At 50.0% G+C, this 25,019-nt stretch carries 20 protein-coding genes; 10 read left to right on the top strand and 10 right to left on the bottom strand.

The window, feature by feature from the left end; all coding sequences use genetic code 11:
* Positions 1-73 precede the first annotated feature (73 nt).
* Both CHB92_RS25505 and CHB92_RS25510 read right to left on the bottom strand, forming a co-directional pair.
* Positions 74-223 (bottom strand): lmo0937 family membrane protein, encoded by a 150-nt coding sequence (locus tag CHB92_RS25505; RefSeq protein WP_106219112.1) that lies wholly within the window; start codon positions 221-223, stop codon positions 74-76.
* A 63-nt stretch (positions 224-286) separates the two neighbouring features.
* Complete coding sequence (locus CHB92_RS25510) at positions 287-439, bottom strand: lmo0937 family membrane protein (RefSeq protein WP_106219111.1); 153 nt, start codon at positions 437-439, stop codon at positions 287-289.
* Between the two features lie 458 nt (positions 440-897).
* On the opposite strand from CHB92_RS25510, the gene CHB92_RS11605 reads away from it, so the two are divergent.
* A complete protein-coding gene (locus CHB92_RS11605) occupies positions 898-1,788 on the top strand; it encodes a 3-hydroxybutyryl-CoA dehydrogenase (RefSeq protein ID WP_089319374.1) in 891 nt (296 codons plus the stop codon).
* A 155-nt stretch (positions 1,789-1,943) separates the two neighbouring features.
* On the opposite strand, the gene CHB92_RS11610 is transcribed toward CHB92_RS11605, so the two are convergent.
* A complete protein-coding gene (locus tag CHB92_RS11610) occupies positions 1,944-2,756 on the bottom strand; it encodes a 2,3,4,5-tetrahydropyridine-2,6-dicarboxylate N-succinyltransferase (protein WP_089319375.1) in 813 nt (270 codons plus the stop codon).
* A 49-nt stretch (positions 2,757-2,805) separates the two neighbouring features.
* Here CHB92_RS11610 and CHB92_RS11615 point away from each other — a divergent pair, with 49 nt between their 5' ends.
* The 9 genes from CHB92_RS11615 (at position 2,806) to CHB92_RS11655 (ending at position 12,999) form a co-directional block, all read left to right on the top strand.
* Positions 2,806-3,927: a glycosyltransferase gene (locus CHB92_RS11615; RefSeq protein WP_089319376.1), complete on the top strand. Its 1,122-nt coding sequence runs from the start codon at positions 2,806-2,808 to the stop codon at positions 3,925-3,927.
* A gap of 84 nt (positions 3,928-4,011) precedes the next feature.
* Complete coding sequence (locus tag CHB92_RS11620) at positions 4,012-5,010, top strand: 3-oxoacyl-ACP synthase III family protein (RefSeq protein ID WP_089319377.1); 999 nt, start codon at positions 4,012-4,014, stop codon at positions 5,008-5,010.
* Between the two features lie 124 nt (positions 5,011-5,134).
* Entirely contained in the window at positions 5,135-5,791 is a 657-nt protein-coding gene (locus CHB92_RS11625) for a metal-dependent transcriptional regulator (protein ID WP_089319378.1), read from the top strand.
* A 231-nt stretch (positions 5,792-6,022) separates the two neighbouring features.
* On the top strand, positions 6,023-7,906 hold the full coding sequence (locus CHB92_RS11630) for an Nramp family divalent metal transporter (RefSeq protein ID WP_089319379.1): 1,884 nt from the start codon (positions 6,023-6,025) through the stop codon (positions 7,904-7,906).
* A 192-nt stretch (positions 7,907-8,098) separates the two neighbouring features.
* Entirely contained in the window at positions 8,099-8,683 is a 585-nt protein-coding gene (locus tag CHB92_RS11635) for a thioredoxin family protein (protein ID WP_089319380.1), read from the top strand.
* A 339-nt stretch (positions 8,684-9,022) separates the two neighbouring features.
* Positions 9,023-10,402, top strand: a complete 1,380-nt coding sequence (gene mnmE / locus CHB92_RS11640; protein ID WP_089319381.1) for a tRNA uridine-5-carboxymethylaminomethyl(34) synthesis GTPase MnmE — start codon at positions 9,023-9,025, stop codon at positions 10,400-10,402.
* 242 nt (positions 10,403-10,644) lie between these two features.
* Positions 10,645-11,238 carry a helix-turn-helix domain-containing protein gene (locus CHB92_RS11645; protein ID WP_089319382.1) on the top strand — a complete coding sequence of 198 codons (594 nt, stop codon included), beginning with the start codon at positions 10,645-10,647 and terminating at the stop codon, positions 11,236-11,238.
* Positions 11,235-12,353: a site-specific integrase gene (locus CHB92_RS11650; RefSeq protein ID WP_089319383.1), complete on the top strand. Its 1,119-nt coding sequence runs from the start codon at positions 11,235-11,237 to the stop codon at positions 12,351-12,353. Before CHB92_RS11645 ends, CHB92_RS11650 begins: the two co-directional genes overlap by 4 nt.
* Positions 12,354-12,657: 304 nt before the next feature.
* Complete coding sequence (locus tag CHB92_RS11655; RefSeq protein WP_089319384.1) at positions 12,658-12,999, top strand: helix-turn-helix domain-containing protein; 342 nt, start codon at positions 12,658-12,660, stop codon at positions 12,997-12,999.
* A gap of 48 nt (positions 13,000-13,047) precedes the next feature.
* Here the strand turns inward: CHB92_RS11655 and CHB92_RS11660 are convergent, their stop codons facing one another.
* From CHB92_RS11660 to CHB92_RS11690, 7 genes are all read right to left on the bottom strand, one after another.
* Positions 13,048-14,721, bottom strand: a complete 1,674-nt coding sequence (locus tag CHB92_RS11660) for a recombinase family protein (protein ID WP_089319385.1) — start codon at positions 14,719-14,721, stop codon at positions 13,048-13,050.
* A complete protein-coding gene (locus tag CHB92_RS11665) occupies positions 14,718-15,101 on the bottom strand; it encodes a hypothetical protein (RefSeq protein ID WP_089319386.1) in 384 nt (127 codons plus the stop codon). The genes CHB92_RS11660 and CHB92_RS11665 overlap by 4 nt, the downstream gene beginning before the upstream one ends.
* A 166-nt stretch (positions 15,102-15,267) precedes the next feature.
* Positions 15,268-16,101, bottom strand: a complete 834-nt coding sequence (locus CHB92_RS11670) for a hypothetical protein (protein WP_089319387.1) — start codon at positions 16,099-16,101, stop codon at positions 15,268-15,270.
* A gap of 322 nt (positions 16,102-16,423) precedes the next feature.
* Entirely contained in the window at positions 16,424-18,688 is a 2,265-nt protein-coding gene (locus tag CHB92_RS11675) for a VapE domain-containing protein (protein ID WP_089319388.1), read from the bottom strand.
* 218 nt (positions 18,689-18,906) lie between these two features.
* Entirely contained in the window at positions 18,907-19,710 is an 804-nt protein-coding gene (locus CHB92_RS11680; protein ID WP_089319389.1) for a hypothetical protein, read from the bottom strand.
* Positions 19,711-19,832: 122 nt separating this feature from the next.
* Positions 19,833-23,141, bottom strand: a complete 3,309-nt coding sequence (locus CHB92_RS11685; RefSeq protein ID WP_089319390.1) for a type I restriction endonuclease subunit R — start codon at positions 23,139-23,141, stop codon at positions 19,833-19,835.
* Positions 23,129-25,015: a DUF262 domain-containing protein gene (locus CHB92_RS11690; protein ID WP_089319391.1), complete on the bottom strand. Its 1,887-nt coding sequence runs from the start codon at positions 25,013-25,015 to the stop codon at positions 23,129-23,131. Before CHB92_RS11690 ends, CHB92_RS11685 begins: the two co-directional genes overlap by 13 nt.
* Positions 25,016-25,019: the final 4 nt, after the last annotated feature.

Consider the following 25,019-nt stretch of genomic DNA (forward strand, 5'->3'; position numbering starts at 1 on the left):
CAGTTTAAACAAAGGGAGGCGGCCAATAGGCCGCCTCCCTTTGTTATTTATGTTGTCTAATACGTCTTGCCTGTCAGCCCCGTATCAAGCGTAACAGGACAACGATAATGGCAATCACCAGTAAGATGTGAATCAAGCCACCTACTGCATCTGGGAATCCCAGGAATCCAATCAGCCAGATAACTACTAGTACCACAGCTATAATATACAATAAATTTCCCATAGTTTTAACGTTAATGTGTTCGTAATAAGCTGTTTTAAAATAAACGGACAACAGCCTTTCAAGTTAAGCACTTCGGATTAGCCGTAGCAGCACCGCTACCACCGCCAATACCAGCAGCACATGGATTATACCCCCGACGGCATCCGGGAAACCCAGAAAGCCTACCAGCCAGAATATAACCAGCACCACAGCAATCACATAAAGCAAATTCCCCATATGTGTTCTATTTTACTCTTTTGTTGGTACTGTCTCGTCTCAAAAGTTCAAGGAGCCTTCAAGCCCCTTTCCATTGTTTTTATTTGTACTTTAAAGTCATAGGTTTTACGTGCGCTTCTGCTAAATGATTTATAATTAACCACTATTTTATAGCACCTCAATCTTATTTTTGGAGCTTTCCCCACTTTTTGCGCAAGAGTCAGTTCGTGTACTGGCTCACTGGCAAAAGGCTGTGCCAGCACAGGCGGGCTTGTACTCCAAAGGGTTCTGAAAGCCGCGGCGCATAAGAAAAAAACAGTTGCTGACAGCACGGTTTTAAGTGCTATTCCTGTAGCAGCTATAGTAGCGCCTGAGCGCCTGCCTCCCCCGGAAACCTTGTTCCGCGAGATAGGGTAAGCTAAATTCTGTTAGCTTTGTATAGAAAATTTTGCATAGACAATTAAAGCTTATATCAACCTATGAAAAAAGTCGCAGTTATTGGCTCTGGCACAATGGGGAACGGCATTGCCCACGTTTTCGCCCAAAACGGGTTTCCGGTTTCCCTGGTAGACATCTCAGAAGAGGCCCTGCAGCGTGCCCTTGGCACCATCTCTAAAAACCTGGACCGGATTGTTGCCAAAGGAAACTTAACGGAAGAGCAGAAAGAGCAGACCCTGCAGAACATCACTACTTACACCAACACCCAGGAAGGCGTAAAAGAAGCTGACCTGGTGGTAGAGGCGGCCACGGAGAACGTGGACCTGAAGCTCAAGATCTTCCGGGACCTGGACAGCTTCACAAAGCCAACGGCAATTCTGGCCTCCAACACCTCCTCTATCTCTATCACCAAGATCGCCTCCGTTACCAACCGGCCTGATAAAGTAATTGGCATGCACTTCATGAACCCGGTGCCGGTCATGAAGCTGGTAGAGGTAATTCGCGGATACTCTACCTCTGACGAGGTAACGCAGCAAGTCCTCGACCTCTCCAAGCAGTTAGGGAAAGTACCTGCTGAGGCAAATGATTACCCTGGCTTTGTTGCCAACCGTGTCCTGATGCCCATGATCAACGAGGCGATCTATACCTTATTCGAAGGAGTAGCTGGCGTAGAGGAGATCGACACGATTATGAAATTGGGCATGGCGCACCCGATGGGCCCCCTGCAACTCGCAGACTTTATTGGCTTGGACGTATGCCTGTCTATTCTGAACGTACTATACGAAGGCTTCGGAAACCCGAAGTACGCCCCATGTCCTTTGCTGGTGAACATGGTGCAGGCAGGCCATAAAGGAGCTAAGTCTGGTCAGGGCTTCTACTCCTGGGCAAATGGCCCCAAAGATCTGGTGGTTGCAGACCGGTTTAAAAAGTAGTTCACTGTGTAAGGATTATCAGGGCGAGAGGATGCTTATCCGGACAATTCTCTTCATCTTGAAAATACTGATCCAGACAAAAAGGGCCTCTGCTAAGAGTAGCAGAGGCCCTTTTTCTTGGCCAATGCGTAACACTGACCGAATAACGACTCACTCTACACAGCCACCGCGTGGTCGCGCAGGACATCGTTAAGTGAGGTCTTCAGATCGGTGCTTTCCTTGCGCTGGCCAATGATCAGGGCGCAAGGTACCTGAAAGTCCCCGGCAGGGAATTTCTTGGTATAAGAACCCGGGATCACCACAGAGCGAGGTGGCACATAGCCTTTGTACACTTTCTCTTCGCTGCCTGTTACGTCGATGATCTTAGAGCTGCCGGTAATGGTCACACCCGCACCAATGACAGCCTCTTTCCCGATGCGGCATCCCTCTACCAGAATACTTCTGGAACCGATGAAAGCACCGTCTTCAATGATGACGGGCGCCGCCTGTACAGGCTCGAGTACGCCACCCAGGCCAACGCCACCGCTTAAGTGCACGTTTTTCCCTACCTGTGCACAGCTACCTACTGTTGCCCAGGTATCTACCATGGTGCCGGAATCCACATAGGCACCGATGTTCACATAAGAAGGCATCATCACCACGCCTCTGGCCAAAAAGGCACCATAACGCGCTACAGCGTGCGGAACCACACGAACGCCCAACTGCTCGTAGTTACGCTTCAGCGTGATCTTATCATGAAATTCGAAAGGACCTACCTCTATCGTTTTCATAGACTGAATCGGAAAGTAAAGCAGTACCGCTTTCTTTACCCACTCGTTTACCTGCCACTCCTCTCCATTCGGCTCGGCCACACGCAACTGTCCCTTATCCAACTCTTCGATCACCGTACGGATTGCCTCTACGGTATCATTTTCTTTTAAAAGCTCCCGGTTTTCCCAGGCCTGCTCTATGATTTGTCTTAACTCCATGTCTTATTTACTAGTAAAGAATGAAGAACAAAAGTATTAAATTTCGGCGATGTCTGAAAAGAGAATTCTGATCGCCTCCCTTCTGAAACCCGTGAACGACACCCGCCTGTATGAGAAACTAGGCCTGTCGCTGGCGAAAATCTCCCAAGTGCAGGTACACATCTGTGGTTTTGCGGCCCCCACGCCTTCCACAGCCCCTGCCAATGTTTTCTTTCATTCCCTCTTCAAGTTCAGGCGCCTTAGCCTTGGCAGGTTACAAGCCCAGCAAGACTATTACGCCTTCCTCCGCCAGGTAAAGCCATCCCTGGTTATTGTCGCTACGCACGAACTTCTTTTTACCACTTACCTGTACTGCCGCAAGCACCAGGTAAAGCTGATTTACGACGTACAGGAAAACTTTGCCTTAAACCTGAGGGCACAGGACAATTACCCTGAAGGAGTGAAACAACTGCTTGCCTGGGGCGTGCGGGGTGCAGAGCATGTGCTTGCCCGGGGTGTCGATCATTTCCTGCTGGCAGAGCAGAGCTACGCTACAGAGCTACCGTTCCTGGGGGCGAGGTTTACGGTACTGGAAAACAAGTTTAAACCCCCTTCTCACTACACCCTACCTGCCACACCGGTATACTTGCAACAGCCTTTAAAACTGCTGTACTCAGGAACCATCGCAACCATTTATGGCATTTTCGAAGCCATTGAACTCACAAAGAAACTACAGCACCAGGAAACCGGGACAAGCTTAACGATTATCGGCTACAGTCCGCAGGAGGCGACCTGGAGAGAAGTGCAACGCATGGTGGAGGGCCTGCCATTTGTCCGCTTGATTGGGGGGCAGCAACTGGTACCTCACCAGCAGATACTAGAGGAGATACAGAAGAGTACCCTCGGGCTACTCCCCTATCAACCCAACGAAAGCACCTTCCGCTGTATTCCGACGAAGCTGTTTGAATACATGGCCTATGCACTTCCCCTGCTCATCCAGGAAAACCCACTGTGGAACCGCATGCTGCAACAACAGGAGGCAGGAATTGCGATTGACTTCAAAGCAGCGAATGCCGCGGAACTGCTGCAAAGGCTCCGCAGGAAACCCTACTATAGCTTTGGCGTTCCTAAGGACGTGTTCTGGCTGCAGGAGGAGGAGAAGCTCCTTCCAGTAGTGCAGTCGCTTTTATGAAGCAGCACAGGCAGTATTAAATTTATTTTTAGGCTAGCCTAAACCAGAAAAAGTACTATATTTGTCTTATTAACCAAGAAAAACATGCGAAACTCAAGAATTGCAGGTGTAGGCCATTATGTGCCAGATAGAGTAGTAACAAACAAAGACCTCGAAAAGCTGATGGATACCTCGGATGAGTGGATCCGGGAGCGAACAGGCATTGTGGAACGCCGGTACTTTCAGGAAGGCGTTGATACGACTTCAAACATGGGGGCAGAAGCCTCCCGTAGAGCGCTGGCGATGGCCGGTGTGGAAGCCAAAGATGTGGACATGATTGTTTTTGCCACCCTTAGCCCGGATTATATCTTCCCAGGGTCTGGTGTACTCATGCAACGGGAGTTGGGCCTGAAGGAAATCCCCGCTCTGGACGTGCGCAACCAGTGCTCCGGTTTTATTTATGCCTTGTCAGTAGCCGATCAGTTCATCAAAACGGGTATGTACAATACCGTACTTGTGGTGGGAGCTGAGATACATTCCAGCGGACTCGATTTCTCTACCCGTGGCCGTGGGGTATCGGTTATTTTCGGCGACGGAGCGGGGGCAGTGGTATTAACGCCTTCTGAGAGCAACGACAAGGGTATTTTGTCGACACACCTGCATGCCGACGGTGAATTAGCTGAGGAACTGGCCGTAACAGCGCCAAACAGCAATAAGAAAGATCGCCTCACGCATGAGATGATCGACGACGGCAGCATTTACCCTTACATGAACGGTAACCTGGTGTTTAAGCACGCCGTGACACGTTTTCCGGAAGTAATTGAGGAAGCCTTACAGAAGAACGGGTATAAGCCGTCGGACATCGACCTGTTGGTACCGCACCAGGCCAACCTGCGCATCACCTCCTACATACAGCAGAAAATGGGACTGCCAACCGAGAAGGTTATGAGCAATATCCATAAGTACGGCAACACCACGGCCGCCTCTGTGCCCATTGCCCTGAGCGAGGCGTACGAAGAAGGCCGCGTGAAGGAAGGGGACCTGGTGTGCCTCGCCGCATTCGGCAGTGGTTTTACCTGGGCCTCTGCGCTTATCCGTTGGTAAATTTCCTGTTTAGAATGACTGTGTTTTGCATGCTAGTATAGTGGGACAGCTTAAAGTCTGTTTAAGCTATCGAACCATTCAAGACACAGTCATTCTGTTATTTAACCCTCTTAGCATCGACCTCGTGCACAGTTACACCGAAGAAAACTATATCAAAACCATTTTTAAACTCTCGGCAAACGGCACGCAGGAGGTAAACACCAATGCTATTGCCGAGGCCCTTGAAACACGGGCGGCCTCGGTGACTGACATGCTCCGGAAACTGAGCGCCAAGCAACTGGTGAATTACGTGAAGTATAAAGGGGTTTCGCTCACGCAGGAGGGAGAACAGGTCGCCCTGCAGGTGATCCGGAAGCACCGTCTGTGGGAGGTATTCCTGCTGGAGAAGCTAAAATTTAGCTGGGATGAGGTGCATGAGGTGGCAGAGGAACTGGAGCACGTAAACTCTCCCCTGCTCATACAGCGCCTGGACGAGTACCTGGGCTACCCGAAGTTTGACCCCCACGGCGACCCGATCCCATCGGAGTCCGGTCAGATGATGGTGAAGAAACAGCGGCTGTTGGCAGAACTGGAAATAGCGGAAGGCGGGGTAGTGGTAGGAGTAAACGACTCACAGCCACTGTTTTTACAGTACCTGAATAAAGTAGGAATTTCGCTCGGGTCCCGGATACGGGTGGTCGACAAAATGGCCTACGATCATTCGCTGGAGATCGTGCTGGAAGAGGAGAAAAGCCTCCTTCTCTCCAGTGAGGTATCCCGAAACATTTTCCTGTCGGCTTAGGCAAAAGTACCGGACCAGGGAAACAAAAGGAATCAGGACCTAAATGGTAGTACCATACTTGTTGCTTAGACAATACAGTTGTCTAAGCCCTTTGGGGAAAAATGGGGCAATAGAATAAAGATTAAAAGCGATCATTGCTACTTAAGCAAGCATGCAACCACAAAAGATCTGTTGCTAACACAACAGACAGACAAAGCCTACCAACAAGACACAAGTTCATAGCTTTTCTATATGCTGACACAGGAGCCAATTTCAAGCAAGTCTTTAGAAGAAGTACATGCTTCTATCGACACGACCAAAAGCACAGGGTTCTGGAAGAAGCTACTGTCTTTTCTGGGGCCTGCCTACCTCGTTAGTGTGGGGTATATGGACCCGGGCAACTGGGCAACCGACATAGCCGGGGGTAGCCAGTTTGGCTATAAACTAATCTGGGTGCTGCTGATGTCTAACATCATGGCCATCCTGCTGCAAAGCCTGAGTGCCCGCTTAGGCGTGGTACGTGGCAAGGACCTGGCACAGGCCTCGCGCGAGGCTTACCCCAAGTTCATTAACATTCCCCTGTACATACTGGCCGAGATCGCCATTGCCGCCTGTGATCTGGCTGAAGTGCTGGGCATGGCCATTGGTCTGCAGTTGTTGTTCGGCGTTCCGCTCCTATGGGGTGTCACCCTCACCGTGCTCGACACCTTCCTGTTGCTTTTCCTCATCAACAAGGGCATGCGCAAGATGGAGGCCTTCATCCTGGTGCTGGTATCTATTATCGGAGGCGCCTTTGTGCTGGAAATGTTCTTTGCTGAGCCAAACGCCGGCGAGCTGGTGAAAGGGCTGGTGCCTTCCCTTCCCAACAACGAAGCGCTGTACATTGCCATTGGTATCATTGGGGCCACCGTCATGCCACACAACCTGTACCTCCACTCCTCCCTTGTACAGACGCGCAAAATTGAGCGGACACCGCAAGGCATCTGGCATGCCATCCGGTATAACTTTATCGACTCAGCCGTTGCCCTGAATCTGGCGCTGTTCGTAAACGCCGCTATCCTTATCCTGGCCGCAGCGGCCTTTTATGAGAACGGGATCTACACCGTTACGGAGATCAAGGATGCGCATGAATTCCTGGCTCCTCTCTTGGGTACAGAATGGGCCCCTGTCCTTTTTGCCGTAGCCCTTATCGCGGCAGGGCAAAGCTCTACCCTCACCGGCACGCTGGCGGGTCAGATCGTGATGGAAGGGTACCTGAACCTGCGCATACAGCCCTGGCTGCGCCGCATGATCACACGCCTGATAGCGGTGGCTCCGGCCCTCTTTGTCATCATCTACTTTGGAGAAGATCAGACTGGGGAGTTACTCGTGCTAAGCCAGGTGGTGCTGAGTCTGCAGCTCGGTTTTGCCGTGATTCCCCTGATCCATTTCGTGAGCCATAAGGAGCGCATGGGCGAGTTCGCCATCGGCGCCAGGATAAAAGCCGCTGCCTGGCTTATCGCCACAGTTATTGTGATTCTGAATGCCAAACTCGTTTGGGACCAGATCGCCGAGTGGATCACACAGGCAGAGCACCCTGCGGTTTACTGGCTGACGGTGGTTCCGGTTGCGACGGCTTGTGCGGGCCTGCTCATCTACATCACCGTACAACCACTGCTCTCCCACACCTTTGCCAGCCACACGGTTCCCCAGCACTACCGCCCTGTACAGTACCAGGCACAAGTGGCGCCGGCCTACCAGCGCATTGCCATCGCGCTGGACTTTTCAGAGGCCGACCACCAGGTACTGCACCATGCGCTCGCTGTCGGCAAGCCCGAAACAGAATACCTCCTGATCCATGTGGTCGAGTCAGCCGGTGCCAGAATATTGGGGCAGGATATCCACGACTACGAGACGAACACAGACCGGCAAAACTTAGAACGCTACGCTCAGGACCTACACAACCAAGGCTATAGCGTACAGTTCGAGTTGGGCTACGGCAGCCCCAAGCGAACGATTCCAGAAATGGTAAAAGCCTTTGATGCGGACTTACTTGTCATGGGCTCGCATGGTCACCGGATGCTGAAAGACCTGGTGCTGGGAACAACCATTGATGCGGTGCGACATGCCGTTACTGTTCCGGTGCTGGTCATCTAAGCAGCGGGTTTGTTGGTTGAACCTTCATCTCCTGCACAATTGTTGCTTCATAAAATCAGGATTCAGGCACAGGACAACCAGGGCTTTGTGTTTGCTATGAAAGTCTTTCTGGCGCAATGCAAGTAAATGCAAGAAGCTTGCATTGAATAGTCAGAATCCTGTATCTTAACGTAAAAGCTAAAAACTCAAGAAATGCGTCGTAACCTCATCGCTTCTCTCCTTTTGCTGTCTCTCCCAGCGCTTTCCAGCTTCGCCCCTGCTGCGACCGAAGGAACGTGCCCCACAGGTCCTGTAACACAGGCAGCGCTTGCGGAGAAACCGGAAAGCCCCGTAGCCACTACCATCCAATGGCTTAGTATAGAAGAAGCGGCAGAAAAGATGAAGCAGGAGCCACGCAAACTCGTCATTGATGTGTATACCGACTGGTGCGGCTGGTGTAAAAAAATGGACAAAGAGACCTTTACCGACCCAAAGGTGGTAGCGTTGGTAAACGAACACTATTACGCCGTAAAACTGGATGCAGAAGGCAAAAAACCTATCACGCTCAATGGCCATACTTTTGAGTTTAAGCCGGAGTACAAAGCCCACGAGCTGGCCGTGGCCCTGCTGAACGGGCAAATGAGTTTCCCTACGACTGTTTACCTGGACGAGAAAATGAATATGCTCACACCTGTGCCTGGCTATCTGGATGCAGCAAAGTTCTCACAGGTACTCCGCTACTTCGGCGAAAACCACCACAAAGCCATGAGCTGGCAGGAATTTGAGCAGAAGAAGTAGCACTTTCATTCCTTCTTTTAGGGAAGAACTTTCTTTGCTCCCTCTAGCTCAGCCTACTCAAACAGCCATAAGCCTTATTCTGCAGATGCTCATCGGCCAACTGTGCAGCAGCATGGCATGCGCTATAAATTGGCAGTAGTTAGCGGCTTGTTTTGATCTCACAGCTTGAGTAATTCTTGCGTTCTATTTTCAGGAGCATCATCGGGATTCCCTTTGGTACTTTCTCCGCGTGTGTTTATAGCAGAGGTTAAAGTTTCGCTTCCTTCAACCTCATACGTGGCTATCTACCACTCCTCGTATAAAAGCCCTACCTTTGCAGTATAAAACAAGAATCAGACCTTGACGAATACCTATTTAGATAACGATACCATTGTGGCAGTAGCCACAGCACCAGGCGTAGGCGCTATCGCCGTGATCCGGCTATCAGGGCCGGAGGCGATTGCCATAACCAATACTGTTTTCAGGGGGAAAGACCTCAGCAAGCAAGCCAGCCATACCATCCATTTCGGTACCATCCGCGACGAGGAAAAAGTGCTGGACGAGGTGCTGGTGTCCCTTTTTGTGGCTCCCCACTCCTACACTAAAGAGAACGTGGTGGAAATCTCCTGCCATGGCTCCGATTACATTGTACAGCAAATCGTCAAGCTATTGCTCAAGCATGGGGCACGCCTGGCCAATGCCGGGGAATTTACCAAGCGTGCTTTCCTGAACGGGCAGTTTGACCTGGCGCAGGCTGAAGCGGTGGCAGACCTGATCTCCTCTGACTCAGCCCTCTCTCACCAGGTAGCCATGAAACAGATGCGCGGCGGCTTTTCGCAGGAGATCAAGCGCCTGCGCGCCGAGCTGGTACACTTTGCCTCCATGATCGAACTGGAGCTGGACTTTGGGGAGGAAGACGTGGAGTTTGCTGACCGGGAGCAGTTGCGTACGCTCATCCTGAATATTCAACGCATTATCCGGGAGCTACTCAAATCCTTCGAACTGGGCAACGTAATCAAGAACGGTGTCCCGACCGTAATTGTGGGTAAGCCCAATGCAGGCAAGTCAACCCTGCTGAACAAGTTGCTGAACGAGGAAAAAGCCATCGTGTCGGATGTACCCGGCACTACCCGCGACTTTATTGAGGATGAGATCAACATCGAGGGTATCACTTTCCGCTTCATCGATACAGCCGGTCTGCGGGAAACAACCGATAAGGTAGAGGCTATTGGCGTAGAGCGCACCATGCAGAAGCTTAGCCAGTCCTCCCTCATCATCTACCTCTTTGATATCACGGAGGTAACGGCCGCGGAAGTACAGGCCGAACTCGACAGACTAAACCCCCAAAAGCTGCCTTTGGTAGCTGTCGCTAATAAAACGGACGTGGCCTCCCCAGAAAAACTCGCAGCCTTTGCCAGTATCGAAGGGCTGGTACAAATCTCCGCGGCCGAGGGAGCGAACCTGGATGAGCTAAAGCAGGCGCTGGTAGAGAAGGTGAACCTGGGAAAACTAAATACGCAGAGCCAGACCATTGTTACCAATTTGCGCCACGTTGATAGCCTGAACAAAACGTACGCGGCCCTGGACGATGTGCTTAACGGACTGGGACTGGGCATCAGCAATGATTTGGTAGCTGCTGATATCCGCCGCGCCCTTTACAGCTTAGGCGAGATCACAGGAGAGATCACCACGGACGATCTGCTGGATAATATTTTTACCAAGTTCTGCATCGGCAAATAAGACCTCAAAAAATACCAAATCAACACTACCTGAAAAAGACCGTATACGGCGCGTATACGGTCTTTTTTTTATACATAAAACACATACCGAATCCCTGTCATCTTCGTATATTTCAACTACATTTGTACCTCGCTTGTATCGGGTACAGGAATTTTGTACCTCGAAATAACATCAAGGCGAAATTACTTGACATACTTAACTCTAATGCTACTAAAACAACATTATTAGCACTTGACTAGACCATGAGCTCGAATATAAAGATACAGCGGATCTGCCAACACTGCGGCAAGGAATTCACCGCCAGGACCACGGTCACCCAATACTGCGGAGATGCCTGCGCCAAGCGGGCCTATAAGGCTAGGCAGAAGGCAGCCAAAGTGGAAACCAGCAACCGCCAGACAAAGGCTATTAAAGAAAAGCCCATGGAGGATCTGAAGGCGAAAGAGTTTCTGACAATCAGGGACACGGCAACGCTCCTGAGTTGCAGCAGGCAGACTGTCTATAACCTCATCAAAAAGAACATTCTGCAATCCGTGAATCTGTCAGAAAGAAAGACCATTATAAAACGGTCTGACATTGACCGCCTCTTCCAGCTTACCCCGCTACAGCGTCCTGCCGAAGAGCAAGTTCAGGACACCTTCGATCCGGACGAGTGCTACAACCTAAAGGAAGTACAGGCCCTTTACCGCATCTCCGAGAAAGCCCTGCATGAACTGATCAACCGCAACAGTATCCCCAGGTATAAACAAGGGATTTATGCCTATGTGCCCAAGGCCCAGATAGACAGCCTCTTTGGCCCGCAAATAAACAAGGAAACAAAAACAAGGGAGCCATGACAAAAGTAAAGCTACGCCGTAAGCCCATTTCCCAGGGGCGCCAGACGCTCTACCTGGACTTCTACCCTCCCATCCCGCACCCGGACACAGGTAAGCTGACCCGCCGGGAATTTCTGAGCCTTTACCTGTACGAGAACCCAAAGGCTCCTTTTGACAAGCAGCACAACAAGGAAACACTGCTATTGGCAGAGAATGTGCGCGCCCAGCGGCAGCTGGAAGTGCAGCACAGGCAGTACGGCTTCCTGTCGGCCGAGCAGCGGAACCGAAGGCTACTGGACTACTACCGGGAACAGGCTGACAAACGAAACGGATCGAACAGCGGCAACTGGCAGAGCTCTATCTATTACATGGAGCAATTCTTCCATGAGGGGGTAAAGCTCTCTGAATTGAATGTGGCTGCCTGCGATGATTTCAAACGATACCTGCTCACCGCCAAAAGCCAGCGCAGCCGGAAAAGAACCCTGTCCCGGAACACGGCCCTCTCCTACTTCAACAAGTTCAAGGCTACCCTGCGCCAGGCCTACAAGGAGGACCTGCTCAAAACGGACCTGAACTTCAAAGTTTCATCTATCAGGGCCGCCGAAACAAAGCGGGAGTACCTCACGCTGGAGGAACTGCAGGCGCTTAGTGACACCGCATGCCTACTTCCTATTCTGAAGCAGGCAGCAATCTTCTCTGCCCTCACGGGGCTGCGGTTCTCCGATATTCGGAATTTAACCTGGGGGGAGCTCCAGGAAAGCAAGGCCGAAGGGCACTACCTGCAGTTCAGGCAGCAGAAGACAAATGGAGTAGAGGTGCTGCCCATCCCGGAGCAGGCGGTGCGTCTCTTAGGCGAGAAGGGGCCGCCAACAGAAAGAATATTCAAGGACCTGGAATACTCCGCTTACAACAACACCCTGCTAAGAGAATGGGTCAAAGAAGCGGGAATCACCAAGTATATTACCTTCCACTGCTTCCGCCACACTTATGCTACCCTACAGCTGTCCTTGGGGACAGACATTTACACGGTATCAAAGCTCCTGGGGCATCGGGAGCTGAAGACGACCCAGATTTATGCTAAAGTCATAGACAAAGTAAAACGGGAAGCTGCTGACAAAATCAGGCTGGACATTTGAAATAATAGCATGAGAGCAGTTTTATATTCTACCGGAAGAATGAGTGGCGGCAGGCTAAGAGCAGGTTGACCGGCTGTAACCAGAACCCCTATCACGGACTACTTCAAAGCCATCATTTGTCCTGATATTAAGTTCTGTCAGTCACAGTTCCGAATATCAGGAAAAGCCAGAACGGCGCTGCTACTATGGCCACAACCTCTGAAACAAGAAAAGTCACAGTAGTAGCAGGCAAAGGACGAGGAAGCCTACAACTACCGCAAAATGACTACTACCATTGCAGTTGTAACTCAAAATTAAATCAGTTATGGAAACGTACACATTCGAACAATTGCCGCTGGCCGTGAGCCTGCTGCATGAAAAATTAAACCAGATCGAGCGACTCCTGCTGGAACGACAGGAGCAGCAAAAGCCAGACGAAATTTTCGACACGGCACAGGCTGCGGCATTTCTCAATGTGTCTGTTGCCACCATGTACACCAAGGTCTGCAACCAGGAATTGCCGGTTAACAAAAGGGGCAAACGGCTTTATTTTTATAGATCTGAGCTGGAGGAGTGGATCAAGGGAGGCAGAAAAAGAACTGCAGATGAACTGCGCCTGAAAGCACAAGAACATGTAAACAAAGGTAAGAAGTACAGGCGGTACTGATTATTTACTTAAGTCTGAAATTTCAAATAAGAGGTTCTGTTTTAGCAACTATAGTTCGATTCCCCTACGGGCTACCAAGAGGGAAAAGTCAGTTTCACCACTGCTTTTCCCTCTTTCTTTTTGCCCCATTTTCTGCGAAATCTCGCTTGCAAGGCCGAAAAAAGAGTTTACCCGCTGGGTTCGATAAGCCTCTTTTTCTCGGTCATATTGCACCCCTTCCGGAAACACCAGTGCCTGTAGCCTTCTACGCTTAGACGCGTCAGCTTTACCCCAAGAGGATGAGAGGTTTAGCATCATTTTCAGTCCGTTTTCCAGCAGCATTTTGTGGTTCGATAAAGGCCCCGAGAGCTTTTCCAGGTTTACCTCTATTTCCCGCATCTCTGCCTTCAGCTCTGCGCTGAACTTAGAGAAGATCTCACGATCTATCTCCCCGTAGGCGTATCTTCTTTCCAGCGTGTCCAGCTTCTTTTTCAGCTCTGTTAGCTGCAGCTTCAGCCGCTTCTCCTCCTGCTCATGGTCCTGGCTCAGCCTCTTGAACACCTGCCCCATCATCTCTTGCACCTGCGGCAAAAGGATTGGGTCAATCTGGTACTCCTTCAGCAGTCCCTGGTAAAGTTCGTGCATCTTTCCTGCATTGCGGTTGAGGCAGCAGCCTTTAGTATTGCATTTGTAGTAGTGGATGCCCTTCTTCTTCATTTCATACCCGGTCAGGGGCTTGTTGCACGAGCCGCACTTGATGTGGTGGCGCAAAGGCAAATGCTCGTCTTCCTTCACCTGGGTGTAGCCATGGGCATTCTGCGCCTGCAGCCCGTTCACCCGCAGAAACAGGTCCCGGGAAATGAGTGGCTCGTGCCTACCTTCTATCACTTCCCCCTCTTCCAGAAGACCATGGGTGATAAGCCCACAGTAAAAGGGGTTGCGGAAGATCTTGGTGAGCGTCTGGTTGTAGAGTGAGAGCCCCTGCGCCTTCAATCGCTTGATGATGTCGGTGTTGGAGAGCCCCTGCTCGGCCTTCAGCTGAAAGGCCAGGCGAATGAGCTTGCCTGTTGTCTTGTTGGGCTTTATCACCTGCTCGCCATTCACCTTATACTGGTCATAGCCTATTGGGGCTTTGCCCATCAGGTAGCCCTTCCTTATCTTGGCCTCCATGCCCGTCACGCACTTCTCCCGCCGCTGGTCGTTGTCGAACTGGGAGAAGAGGAGATGGATGCCCTGCTGCAGCTTGCCCGATGAGGTCATGGTGTCCATCGGCTGGGTGACGGCCACCACGGATATACCCAGCTGGCTCAGCTGGTCGATGATATGAATAGCAGAGGAGCCGGAGCGGGAGAAGCGGTCGTGGCTGTAGACGATGATGTGGCCAATATTGTGGCGGCTCTTTTTCACAAAGTCGAGCATTACCTTAAACTCTTTCCGCTCATCTGATTTAGCACTCTCATAGGTGCCGCCGAAGGTCTCCACCACCTCATAACCGTGGCGCTCCGCATAAGCTCTGCAATGCTTCAGCTGCGTCTCCAAGCTCTGGTTCGTCTCGGCCTGTTCCTTCGTGGAGACGCGGGTGTAGATGACTGCTACTTTCCCCCTGGTAGCGGCTTTGCTCTTCTTCTTGCCGGTTTGCTGCGGAAGGGCAAAGATGCTCAGGTCCTGTTTGCCGGTGTTTGCAGCTGGTTTGCCTGTGGTTGCTGCTGGTTTGAAGTTGTTTGCTCTGGTTTGCTTTTTCATCGTTTTATTGTTTGCTGCCACGCTTTTTGTTGTTTTTCTTCGTTTGCTTTGCCTGCTTCATACGCTGACAGAACTGCTCCTGTATCTTTGGCTACTGTCTGTAACATCTCGTACATCAGGCAGGAGAGCCGAATCATCTGCTCCACCATGCCTTCAGCCTCGTCCTTGGGGAGATGGCCATAGCCGGTGGTGGATAGTAGCCTAACCACATGGTCTGCCCTAAGCTGCCGGTCTTCCTTGATAAGAAGGTAAAGTCCGTCGTCCTGCTGGTCTCCTAATTCGGGTTCTGATTTCTGAGACTTCTCCTGCTCTTTTAGCGTTTCGTTTCTCGGCTCTTTGTTTTTTTCTTGCCTTGATTGTTCTTTTCTAACTGTGATCACGGAATTAGTCGGTTCCGCAGCCGCCTGAGGTTTTTAGTGTTTTGCCCAGCGCGTTTGCAAACGGTTTGCAACGGCATGTTTGCAGTTCGTTTGCGCCGGCTGCCATTGATCAGCGGTCCTCCCCGCGTGAGGCACAGCAGCGTTTGGCTAAGCGTTTACACTATGGCTACAGGCGCTTTCTTTTGCTGCGCTTGGAGAGCACCAGCTCTCCTCTGTTCGACTTAAGCGTAACCTCCATTTCCTGCTTGTCATGGATGGCCTGAATCACCTGCCACTCCTGCGGGGTGAGCAGGTCCAGCTGCTTTGCCTTCTCCTCCGTGTGCGGGTTGGCCTTGAAATCCAGCACTTCCCCGGTGACGGAAAGGTACAGGTGCGTCCGGTTCGGCCTCGCCTCCCCCGTAGCCTCGCCCCACAGCTGAAACTGCCCGCAGGGGAAGATCACTACCCCCAGCTCGTCGGGGCTGCCCAGCTGGTAGAGCAGCAGGAGCTCCAGCAGGGGCATCTCCATGCCGGCCAGCCGCTGGAAAGGCCGCTCTGACTCCAGTTCATCTAATATCACCTCTCGCTGCGTCTCCGGCAGCCGCAGCCTCTCAATCGCCTGCCGCAGCTGCTGCCGCACCTCTGGCGTCATGGCGCTCATGAACATGGCGTTAAGGCTTCCCGGGTCTACTTTTTTGAACAGGTACTCCTTGAGCTGCCGGATGCTCTCCAGCGGACAGCCCAGCAGGCGCAGCCTGTCGATCATGCGCACCCAGATGAACTCGGGGAAGGAAAGCAGGTTCTTTTTGCCCTCCGGTATCTCCAGGGGCAGAAGCTCTGCGCGGTGCCAGTCGTGGAAGCGCTTGGCGGTGATGCCCGCCTCCCGCACGGAGAAGAGGCGGCTGTGGAAGCGCCTCTTGAAATCCTCCGCCCCGGCTGCGCTGCCCAGGCTAAGGGAGGAGAAAAGCCCCTCCTGCACGATAGTCTCTACTATCTCTGATGTCTCTTGTTCTCTTCTCATTTCTGTTTGTTACCTAAAGGTAATATATTAATTAACATATATACTGCTTTGTACATTTTTTGTATACCGATCCGCTTATTCTTTCAGGACTGGTGCCTGAAAGCTTTGGGTAAGGTGGGTAAGCAAACCGGGCAAGAAAAGCTTACCCACTTTTGCAGGTTCCCGTGTTGGTCCAATTGATGGCTGAAACAGCTTCTTAAAGGGCTGATTAGGGCCATCAGGAGCTCTATTGGAGCAGCACCTGCCCCGTGGGTAAGCTAACTTCTGTTTTTACCCTTACTCTGGTTACCCATCTTACCCGCTTGCTAATGGACCGGCTGCGTTAGAACGGAGGGGCCGTATCCGGGACAGCGGCAGGTTCCAGGCTGTTGTTCCTCTCCACCTCCTCCCACTTCAGCTCTCGCACCAGATAGCCATAGCTGCCGCCCCGCTTGATGCGTGTGAAGCCGTGCTTGCGCAGGGACTTGCCGATCTTGTTGACGCTGGCGTCGGTGACGCTGATCTTAGTCTTCTCGGCCAGCTTTGCCACGATCTGGGAGGCGGTCAGGAACTGGCGTGGCTCGTTCTCACACGGCTTCATAAACCAAGTGAGCAGCATCTCCTCCTCCACGCTCAGCACCTGAAAGCGCTCGTTGCCGGCGGTGATCGCCTTTATCTCCTCTTTGTCGAACCAGAACCGGAAGCCGTTCTTGTAGAGGTGCAGCGCCTGGGCGTAGGCCATGTCCAGGTCAACCTGGTGCTCATAATCTATGTCCGTGACCTCGAAGCAGAGGAAGCGCCTGCTGCCGGTGGTGTCATTGAGGAACTGGGCCGTGTTGACAGAGCCCGCGAAGCTGGCTCTTCTGGGCATCTTCTCATGGTGGTGCCCGTAGGCCCTGCGCACCTTGATCTCACTTTTGGTCACCATCTCCTTCAGGGCCCCGATCTCACTGCGGTTCAGGTTCTCCAGCTCGTCGAGGTTGATGAGCATGTTCTCTGAGAGCTGCTGCAGCGCGTCCTTGTTGCCAGGGTTTATCTCGCCGGAGTAGAGGTACTCCTTCAGCTGGCCCGGCACCAAACCCAGCACCCAGGTGGTCTTGCCCAGCCCCTGACCGCCGCTGAGCACGATGAGCGTATGGTTGACAGCCTTCTCGTCCAGCACACCCGCCACCATGGCCACAAACCACTTCCTAAAGCACAGCTGCCACTGCTCGGGATCAGTGGTGGTGACGGAGGATGCCAGCTGCCGGATGAAGTCAGTCTCCCCATCCCAAGCCGGGAGATTCTTGAAGTAGAACTTGAAGGGGTCATAGAGCGGACAGAAGTCAGAGGAAAGCAGGATGCGCAGCTCTGACTGGCTCACGCGCACCTGCGCCTTCTTCATCTCCCGCAGCATCGTGCTCTCGGCCCTGTCGTCCAGTTGTCGCCACTTCCCCTTTGCACTCGTCCTGTACTCCTGCCTGGAGGTGACGCTGTTGTGACGGAACTCGTAGCGGCTCAGCAGGAACTCCTCTATCCTGTCGATGTTCGTGTCACCCTGTACTTTGCCGTCAGCACCGCCAACCTCATCCATGTTCCACTCTGTAAATGGGTTTTCCGCGCCTGCCGATGCAACAGCCTGTTTAGTATAGGCCTGCAATTTGGCCTCGTCTGCGGCTTTAGGCGTTTGCACTCTGTTTGAGGAAGGTTTGAACTGCTTTGTGCCGTGCTCCTGAACAGTGGAATAGGCGCTCCTGACAGACGCCGCCACCTCCTGGGCATCGTATCCGAAGTCAATCAGCAGGAAAGACAGTGCATCTGCCTCCTGAATACCGTAGCGGTTCAGGTTACAGGCCAGCTGATGTACGAAGCTGTTGCGGCTGCCTTCGATAAAGTCGTACTTTCGTTCAGTGAGGGACACGCAGTGCCTGTACAACAGGTCCGTATCGGCTTGCAATGCGCCTAGAGAAGGAGTATGATTGTTTGCAGCTAGTCTGCTACTGCTGTTTTCAATCCGTTTGCCGGTGGTTTGATCGGTGCCATCAACGGGCACTTTGCCTATCCGCTCTGTGCCTGCCAGTGCCTTTACCGGGAAAATATGGGAAGAAGAGTTCAGATACAACTCTTCGTCACAGGAAACAAAGCAGAGCCGCGTCACGTCGCTGCCCGACTCGTCCACTCTTAGCCCCAGTAGGCGGGCATAGTGCTCCTTAACCTGGCTGTAGGCCTGTTTGTGCTCAGCGGCTACACCTGGAATGCGCACCAGCACTTTCAAGCCGTTGCCTGAAGGGCTCGTGAAGGTTGCGTAGGTGTAAGGGGCTGCAACTATAGCCTGCCTTGACTCTCTGAGTTCCTCTTCCGGGAGCTTGTCCAGGTCAAGCACCACCAGGGCTGAATAGGTATGCAGGTGCTCTAGCCTGCGACCACCCTGGAACCTGCCTGATGGGGTAAAGGCTAACAGGCTTCTCTTTGCCTGCTCGTATTCCTTTACCCTGCCATCGTGCAGCAGTGCGCGCACCTGCCCCACTTCTTTGCGGTACACTCCCGCTTGGATGTTGTGGAGAACGTCTTCAATGGGCCTGTTTTCCTGGATGTTTGTAAAATTTTGAAATACGCTTACAAGACTCATGATGCGTCACACTCAGAAGAGGGTGCGACGTGAGTTTTTGTGAATAAGCGCCAGGCAATTGCTGCAACCGCCCCTCGCGCAAGGGCTACAAGTAGAAATAACTCTATCATAAACTTTGTTCGTTTTGTCTATGAAGGCAATTTCTAAAACAACTGAACACGGCGGGGAAGTACGTCTTCCGTCAGGGATTCCGTCAAAAATTCCGTCAGTTTTTGAGTTTACACATAGAACATCTTCGTCTTCTTGCCGTGGCGGGCAAAGTTCGTTTGCAGGGCCTCCACCCTGTACTCCCCTGTCACCGGGTCCACGTACTTTGAGAACTTGTCGAAGGTGTCTATCAGCATGTAGCAGTAAGCGTGTGTTGAGGACGTGTCAGTGTCTATCTTGTCGAAGAACTCATACACAGCCTCCAGGATATCCTTCTGGGTCCCGTTCACCTTGATCTTAACGCTCTCCAGCCTTAGGTCTGACCCGTGGAAGCAGGTGTGCACCCACTGCTTTACCTGGGCCTTCTCCACAATGTTCCTCTTGCCCCCTCTTTTCTTCGGCCTGGACAGCCTCGTCACAAAAAAGCTTTCCGTTTCCTCTATCACCACAGGCTTGCCATCGCGCATGGCTTTTATCCTGTAGTCCTGCTCCTCGAAGTGTTTTGGGTTTCGCTGGGCCAGTTGCTTTTTCTTCTCCAGCCAATCCACAAGGATGAGGGCAAGGTCTGCCCTAAACCTTGTGTTGTTTATATACGTGACTGCATCCATCGGAATCCACTCCGGGCTCATCCTAACGAAGAAGACAAAATCACTCAGTAGTCCTTTGAACCTGAACATGTGGTAATCCAGGAAGGTAGACATGGCGGAAAGCTGACTTGCGTTGAACACGTTGAGGTAGTAGAACTTCCACAGCTCCATTCTTAGAGCATCTGGCTGTTCCTGGTAATACTCTTCGGGATGCTGAGTGACGTATTGGTGAACGCTTTCCTGATCATCTCCTTGAAAAATGTAAGAGATATAGTCTGTTATTTGCATAGGTACTTTAAGTCTTTTTGACTTTGAAAGTTAGAGGTATTCCCGAACAAGAACGAAGACAGTTATGCTTAAACAAGTCTTTTGACAGTACTCTAATGCTACCTCAACTTTTGTGATATTTGTTAAGCTGCAAAACCATAACCTAATTCAGCCTGCTCATAAAGGTGCTGATACACTACATCTGTTTTCTGTATAAAAACCGTTCTGCTGTAAGAATCTGGCAGGTGCTGGTTCAGTATCTCCTGTATCTTGTGCTTAACTGCTTCCTGCGTTCTCTTCTCCTTATGCCATTCTTGGATTAATATCTTATTCTTTGCATCAAACAGTACTGTTAATAAATCCTGAGCTGCTAGTTTAACCTGTTTCTCCTCGTCCTTCGTAAGTTTTCTATCCTTGCTTAGCAGGTCAAAAACCTGGAGCTGCTCTTCTGTCATTCCTTCTTTGGCAGCGCGGGTTTGTTCTTCGCTAAGATCCTCTGCCTGCTTCACTAGTTCCTCGTAAGCTTCCTCAATGGAAAGGCTGCCAGAGTTATAGTCATCAATAACTCTTTGGAAACGCTCCAGAAAGTGACCCCTCATCTTATTTTGCCCCAGCATCTGCTTAAGCTTTATTTCCATTAGCTCTCGCAAATCGGCGAACTGAATATTTTTATGCTGTTTCTCCGGGAACTGCTCCCGTAGCTTGGCAAAGTTAAGCTTGCTGAGATCAATGAGGCTTGCGGTCTTCATAATTACCCTCTCGTGCGCTACCTGTAGATCACCCTGCCCTACCACGCTGGTATCTAGCAGTTCATCAATTCTTCTCTTTGCTCTTTCTACTTCTTCATCCTGGTCAACCTGGCGGTCCACCACTTTGCGCAGATATTCAAAAACGTCACGTGCTCTTTTGGTCTCAGGGTAGTCATATATTTCTGGTTTAGCCGAATCGTAGAGTGCAGATATTGTGTTTTCGTATAGGTTCAGCTGCTTTTTATATTCATCCTTTTCTAGAATGATATTGGCGTACTCATTGAATAGCTCTACCTCCCTGAATCCTTTTTCTCCAATAGCTAGGATAGCGTCTATGTCAGCTCCTAACTCTTTGCAATAGGCTTTAGCCTCACTTATGGCTTGGTTTAAGATCTCGAGCAGCTCTTCAAACTCCCGCACCGGAAACTCTTCTTCTGTCTGCTCTTTATTTCTACCCTTCGTACCTTCCGCATAGTCTGCCAAGGCTATTTTCAGATTTCTGAATACTCCGAAATAGTCGATTACCAAGCCGTTCTTCTTCCCTTCAATGACGCGATTAGCCCTGGCTATAGTTTGCATTAGGGTATGGTTCTGAAGCGGCTTATCCAGATATAATGTAGAAACAGACGGTGCATCAAATCCTGTAAGCCACATGGCTGTTACAAACACAACGCGGTAAGGGTTATTTGGGTCTTTAAAGAAATCCTCGATGTTCTGCCCATCCTCATTCGGGTAATCCATCAGTCTGCGGTGCGGACGGATTTCTAAGCCTTCTTTTTTGAACATCTCCTCTTCTTCTCTATCACTTCCCTCCTGGCTCACTACAGCAGCCATCTTTGTTTCTTTTATGAAAGCAATCGCGCGTTCATGTCTGGCTTTTTTTGCTGGATCAGTCTCATCTTTTGCTTTTTTATGCAGCTCCTTCAGTTCTTCTTTCAGGTAGTGCTGCACCTTATCAAACATTCTTACCGCAGTAAATTTATCTATGGAAATCACCATAGCCTTCATAGGCTTTCTATTTCCATTTTCATCTTCTGCATCAAGGCGATAAGGGAAATGCTGTACAATGTGTTTGGCGATCTCATTCAGACGATCATCACGGCGCACTACATGTAGTAGAGTAGAGTATTCTTTGTCCAGCTTTTTCTTCTGCTCTTCGCTCAGGTTTTCATCCTCTAGTATCTGCGCTGCCTCCCCTACCAGGTTTTCATTCACCTGCTCTACACGCGGTACACTCTTCTTATAGAACATGGGTACGGTGGCTCCATCTTCTATGCTTTGGGCGAAGTTGTATTCTGATACATAGCCTCCGAACCACTCCTCTGTTAGACCACTTTTTAGCAGGGGTGTACCTGTAAAAGCTATGTATTGCGCATTTGGCAAGGCAATGCGCATGTTTTCAGCGAGCCCCTTGTACTGCGTACGATGGGCTTCATCTACCATCACAATCCAGTTATCCCGATCAGTTAGCTTTGGGAATATTTTTCCTTTCTCAATACCAAACTTGTGGATGAGTGTGAAGAGATAAGTTTTATTAGATTGCAGGTACTCCTGCAATTTATCTCTGGAAGAGGGGCGGTAATAGTTTTGCTGCTGATCCTTAGTCTCAACGACTGTTTCTGTCTCTACAAAGTTTCTGTAAATCTGGCTATCCAGATCTTTGCGGTCTGTTATAATAAGAAATGACCAGTTACCATCTAACTTATAGTTAATCTTTCGGGAAAAGAAGATCATAGAGTAAGATTTACCCGAGCCTTGCGTGTGCCAGAACACACCTAACTTTCCGTCTCTCTTTTGATCTGGGGTATTAGCATTTTCAAGAGCCCTTATCGCATTATTGACTCCTAAGTATTGATGGTTCTTCGCGAGAATCTTAACCTTGTTCTTGTGGTACAACACAAAGTTTTCAAAGTAGTCGAGCAGGTTAACCTTAGTACATAGGCCTTCTCCGAACAGCTTCAGACTAAGCCTTTTGTTCTTGCCTTTACTGTCGGCCTCTACTTCATCAAGGGTCAACTGATTATTGTCGACGGCTGTGTCTCTCAGCTTTACCCAAATGAAGAAGTGCTCCCAAGGCGCGTTGAAACTACCGACTCTGGTTTCGATCCCATTAGAAACGCAAACAAACAGGTTGTACCAGAAAAGCTGCGGAATGTCACATCTGTAATCCTTTAGATTTTTGTCGTAGCCTACTTTTGCCTTTTCGGTGGCATTTTTTAGCTCGATCATCACCAATGGAAGCCCATTCACATATAACAACAGGTCTGGTCGCCGCGTGATGGTATCTGTCTGTAGGTATTCTATGCTCAGTTGCGACACAACTAAAAACTCGTTGTCTGGACTCTTGGGGTTACTAAAGTCTATAACTTTCGCATAACCATTCTGCTCTTTCCCCTCTAGGTTTGTGTAGGTAACAGGAACTCCCTTCCTGATGAGTTCATATACTTCCTTGTTCGCTATAATGGGCGTAAGGCTTGCCCGGCTCTTGGTCAGTTCATCAGCAGCATAATTGATACAGCTTTCCGGGAGGCCAGCGTTAAGGCGCGTTAAAGCGTTTATCAGCCTGCCACGCAACACAACATCTTTCAGACTCTCTCTGCCAATCTTTTCATGTTTCCAGGCATTGATGTGCTGATATCCTAAAGCCAGCTCAAAAAATTGGATATCCGCTTCCTCTATGTGTGACTCACTTAAGAAAGCCATGTTGCAGTCTGTTGTGTAGTAGTTACTTGATTCGCTGAAAAGAAATCCAATCCCCACACATCTTCTGCAATCTTTTGGTAAAGCTCCTGTCGCTCCTCTATATCTTTGCGCTTAAACTGATCATGCGGCTTAAAAGGCAAGCCTGAAGCCGCTATATATGCCCTGAAATTAGGGTTTTTCTGATAGCAAGCCTCATGTAACGACTGAGCCAGCAAATTCTCTTTTAAGTAATGCGGAAGCTTGTCTTCGTAGCTTGCATCACTAAAGGACTGGTTGGTACCTCTCTGGAGGAGTAAAAGATCACCTATCATGTCACGCACATGCCTAAACTCCTCGGTTTGGGTAATCTCATCAGTATGATACTCTATCCTATTGGCCCAAATATGCTCTATCTCATAAGGCTTTCCTTCAGAAGGATTAAAATAAGTAGAAAAAGAAGTATTTCGCCCTGAACTTTGCTCCACATGACTTGTGATACGGCTTAAGAAAAACTTAACGAAGTACTTGTTTTGCCCGTGCATGTGGAAATTTTGTACACCGCTCAACTTCTCTTCCATACTTTCTAGCTTTTCTCTAAGCACTATACCAAGCTCCTCTACACTTTTATCCCGAATCTCTAATACAAGATTATACATAGTGTAGCGGATTGAGCTTTGAGAGAAGGTGCGGAAATTTACAGATCGACGTACAGAAAAAGTTTCTATATAACGACCAACCATGTTAAGCTTCTGATAAATGGCCTCCTCAGAATCCTCTAATCGAATAGGTGCCATGTATAGCGGGTCTGCAAGAGAAGAAGCAAATCCCCACATGTTCGCATAGTGTAGATGCTCTAACCCCTTTGTTAAAGTTATTTGCGCATCCATTATCTTTCTGTATAGCTTTGTATAGAATGTAAATTTGGCATCAACAAACTCAAAGAAGTTAGATGAAGTGTACAAGCCTAGCTTCTCCTGATTATCTTTCACCCAAGTATGGAAGCGGGTACCTACCTTTTCAAAGTCTTCGTTAGCGGAGCCAACTTTGCCCGGCCTAATAGTTATGGCATATTTTGCTCTGAACCAGCTTTGAAAGAAGCGAAGATCTTCATCCGTATTGTACTCGTGTAGTTTTTTTATTTCCTTCTTCCAGATATCATTGATTGCTGTACGCTTACTTGAATCTGATTTTACCTTAGATAGGACATAGCCTTTTAGCATCTCGCTCGGCGTCAAGTTCAGCCCCCTATCATTCATGGTCTCGAAGATGGTGTAGGCGTTATCATCGGAGTAGGCTGTAATAACTACCAGCACTACGTTGTCTACCAGCCAATCCATGAAGTATGGCAGAGCTTCTCCTTTTAATTCCTCTGGAAAGGCATTTGCTACATCTTCGTATCTCTCTGTGATGTTCTTAATTGACTCGTCATCGGAATCTTTCACCTCATATTCGCCGTCCTGAAACAGGGCATCGAGACAATGTTTCCGCTCTGGCACGTCCAGGTTAAAAGACTTCTCGTCATACTTTTCAGAATAGATCAGCGAGTCAATGTTTACCTTTTTGTCTCTGCCTTTTTGCAGGTTGTTCAGGTATAACAACAAGACGGTGAGTGATGTAAGCCTTTGCTGCCCGTCTATTACGGACTTCTTACCGTCTTTCTCGCTTAATACTATTGGGCCGAGATAATAGCTGTTGTAATTTGAGACTTCACGCCGCTCGTGTTCAGGTTTGTAGTTGTTAAAGAAAGCTGCTTCGAGGTCGGCAACAAGTTGCTCAATGTGGTTCTTCTGCCACTTGTACTCTCTCTGGAAGTAATCTATCGTATACTTTTTATTGTCCAATACATCGCGAATAGAGTAATCTTTTGCCTCTATCTTGTTGGCTACATTTCCCATATGT

It is taken from the genome of Pontibacter ummariensis (assembly GCF_900188175.1).
Lineage (GTDB): Bacteria > Bacteroidota > Bacteroidia > Cytophagales > Hymenobacteraceae > Pontibacter > Pontibacter ummariensis.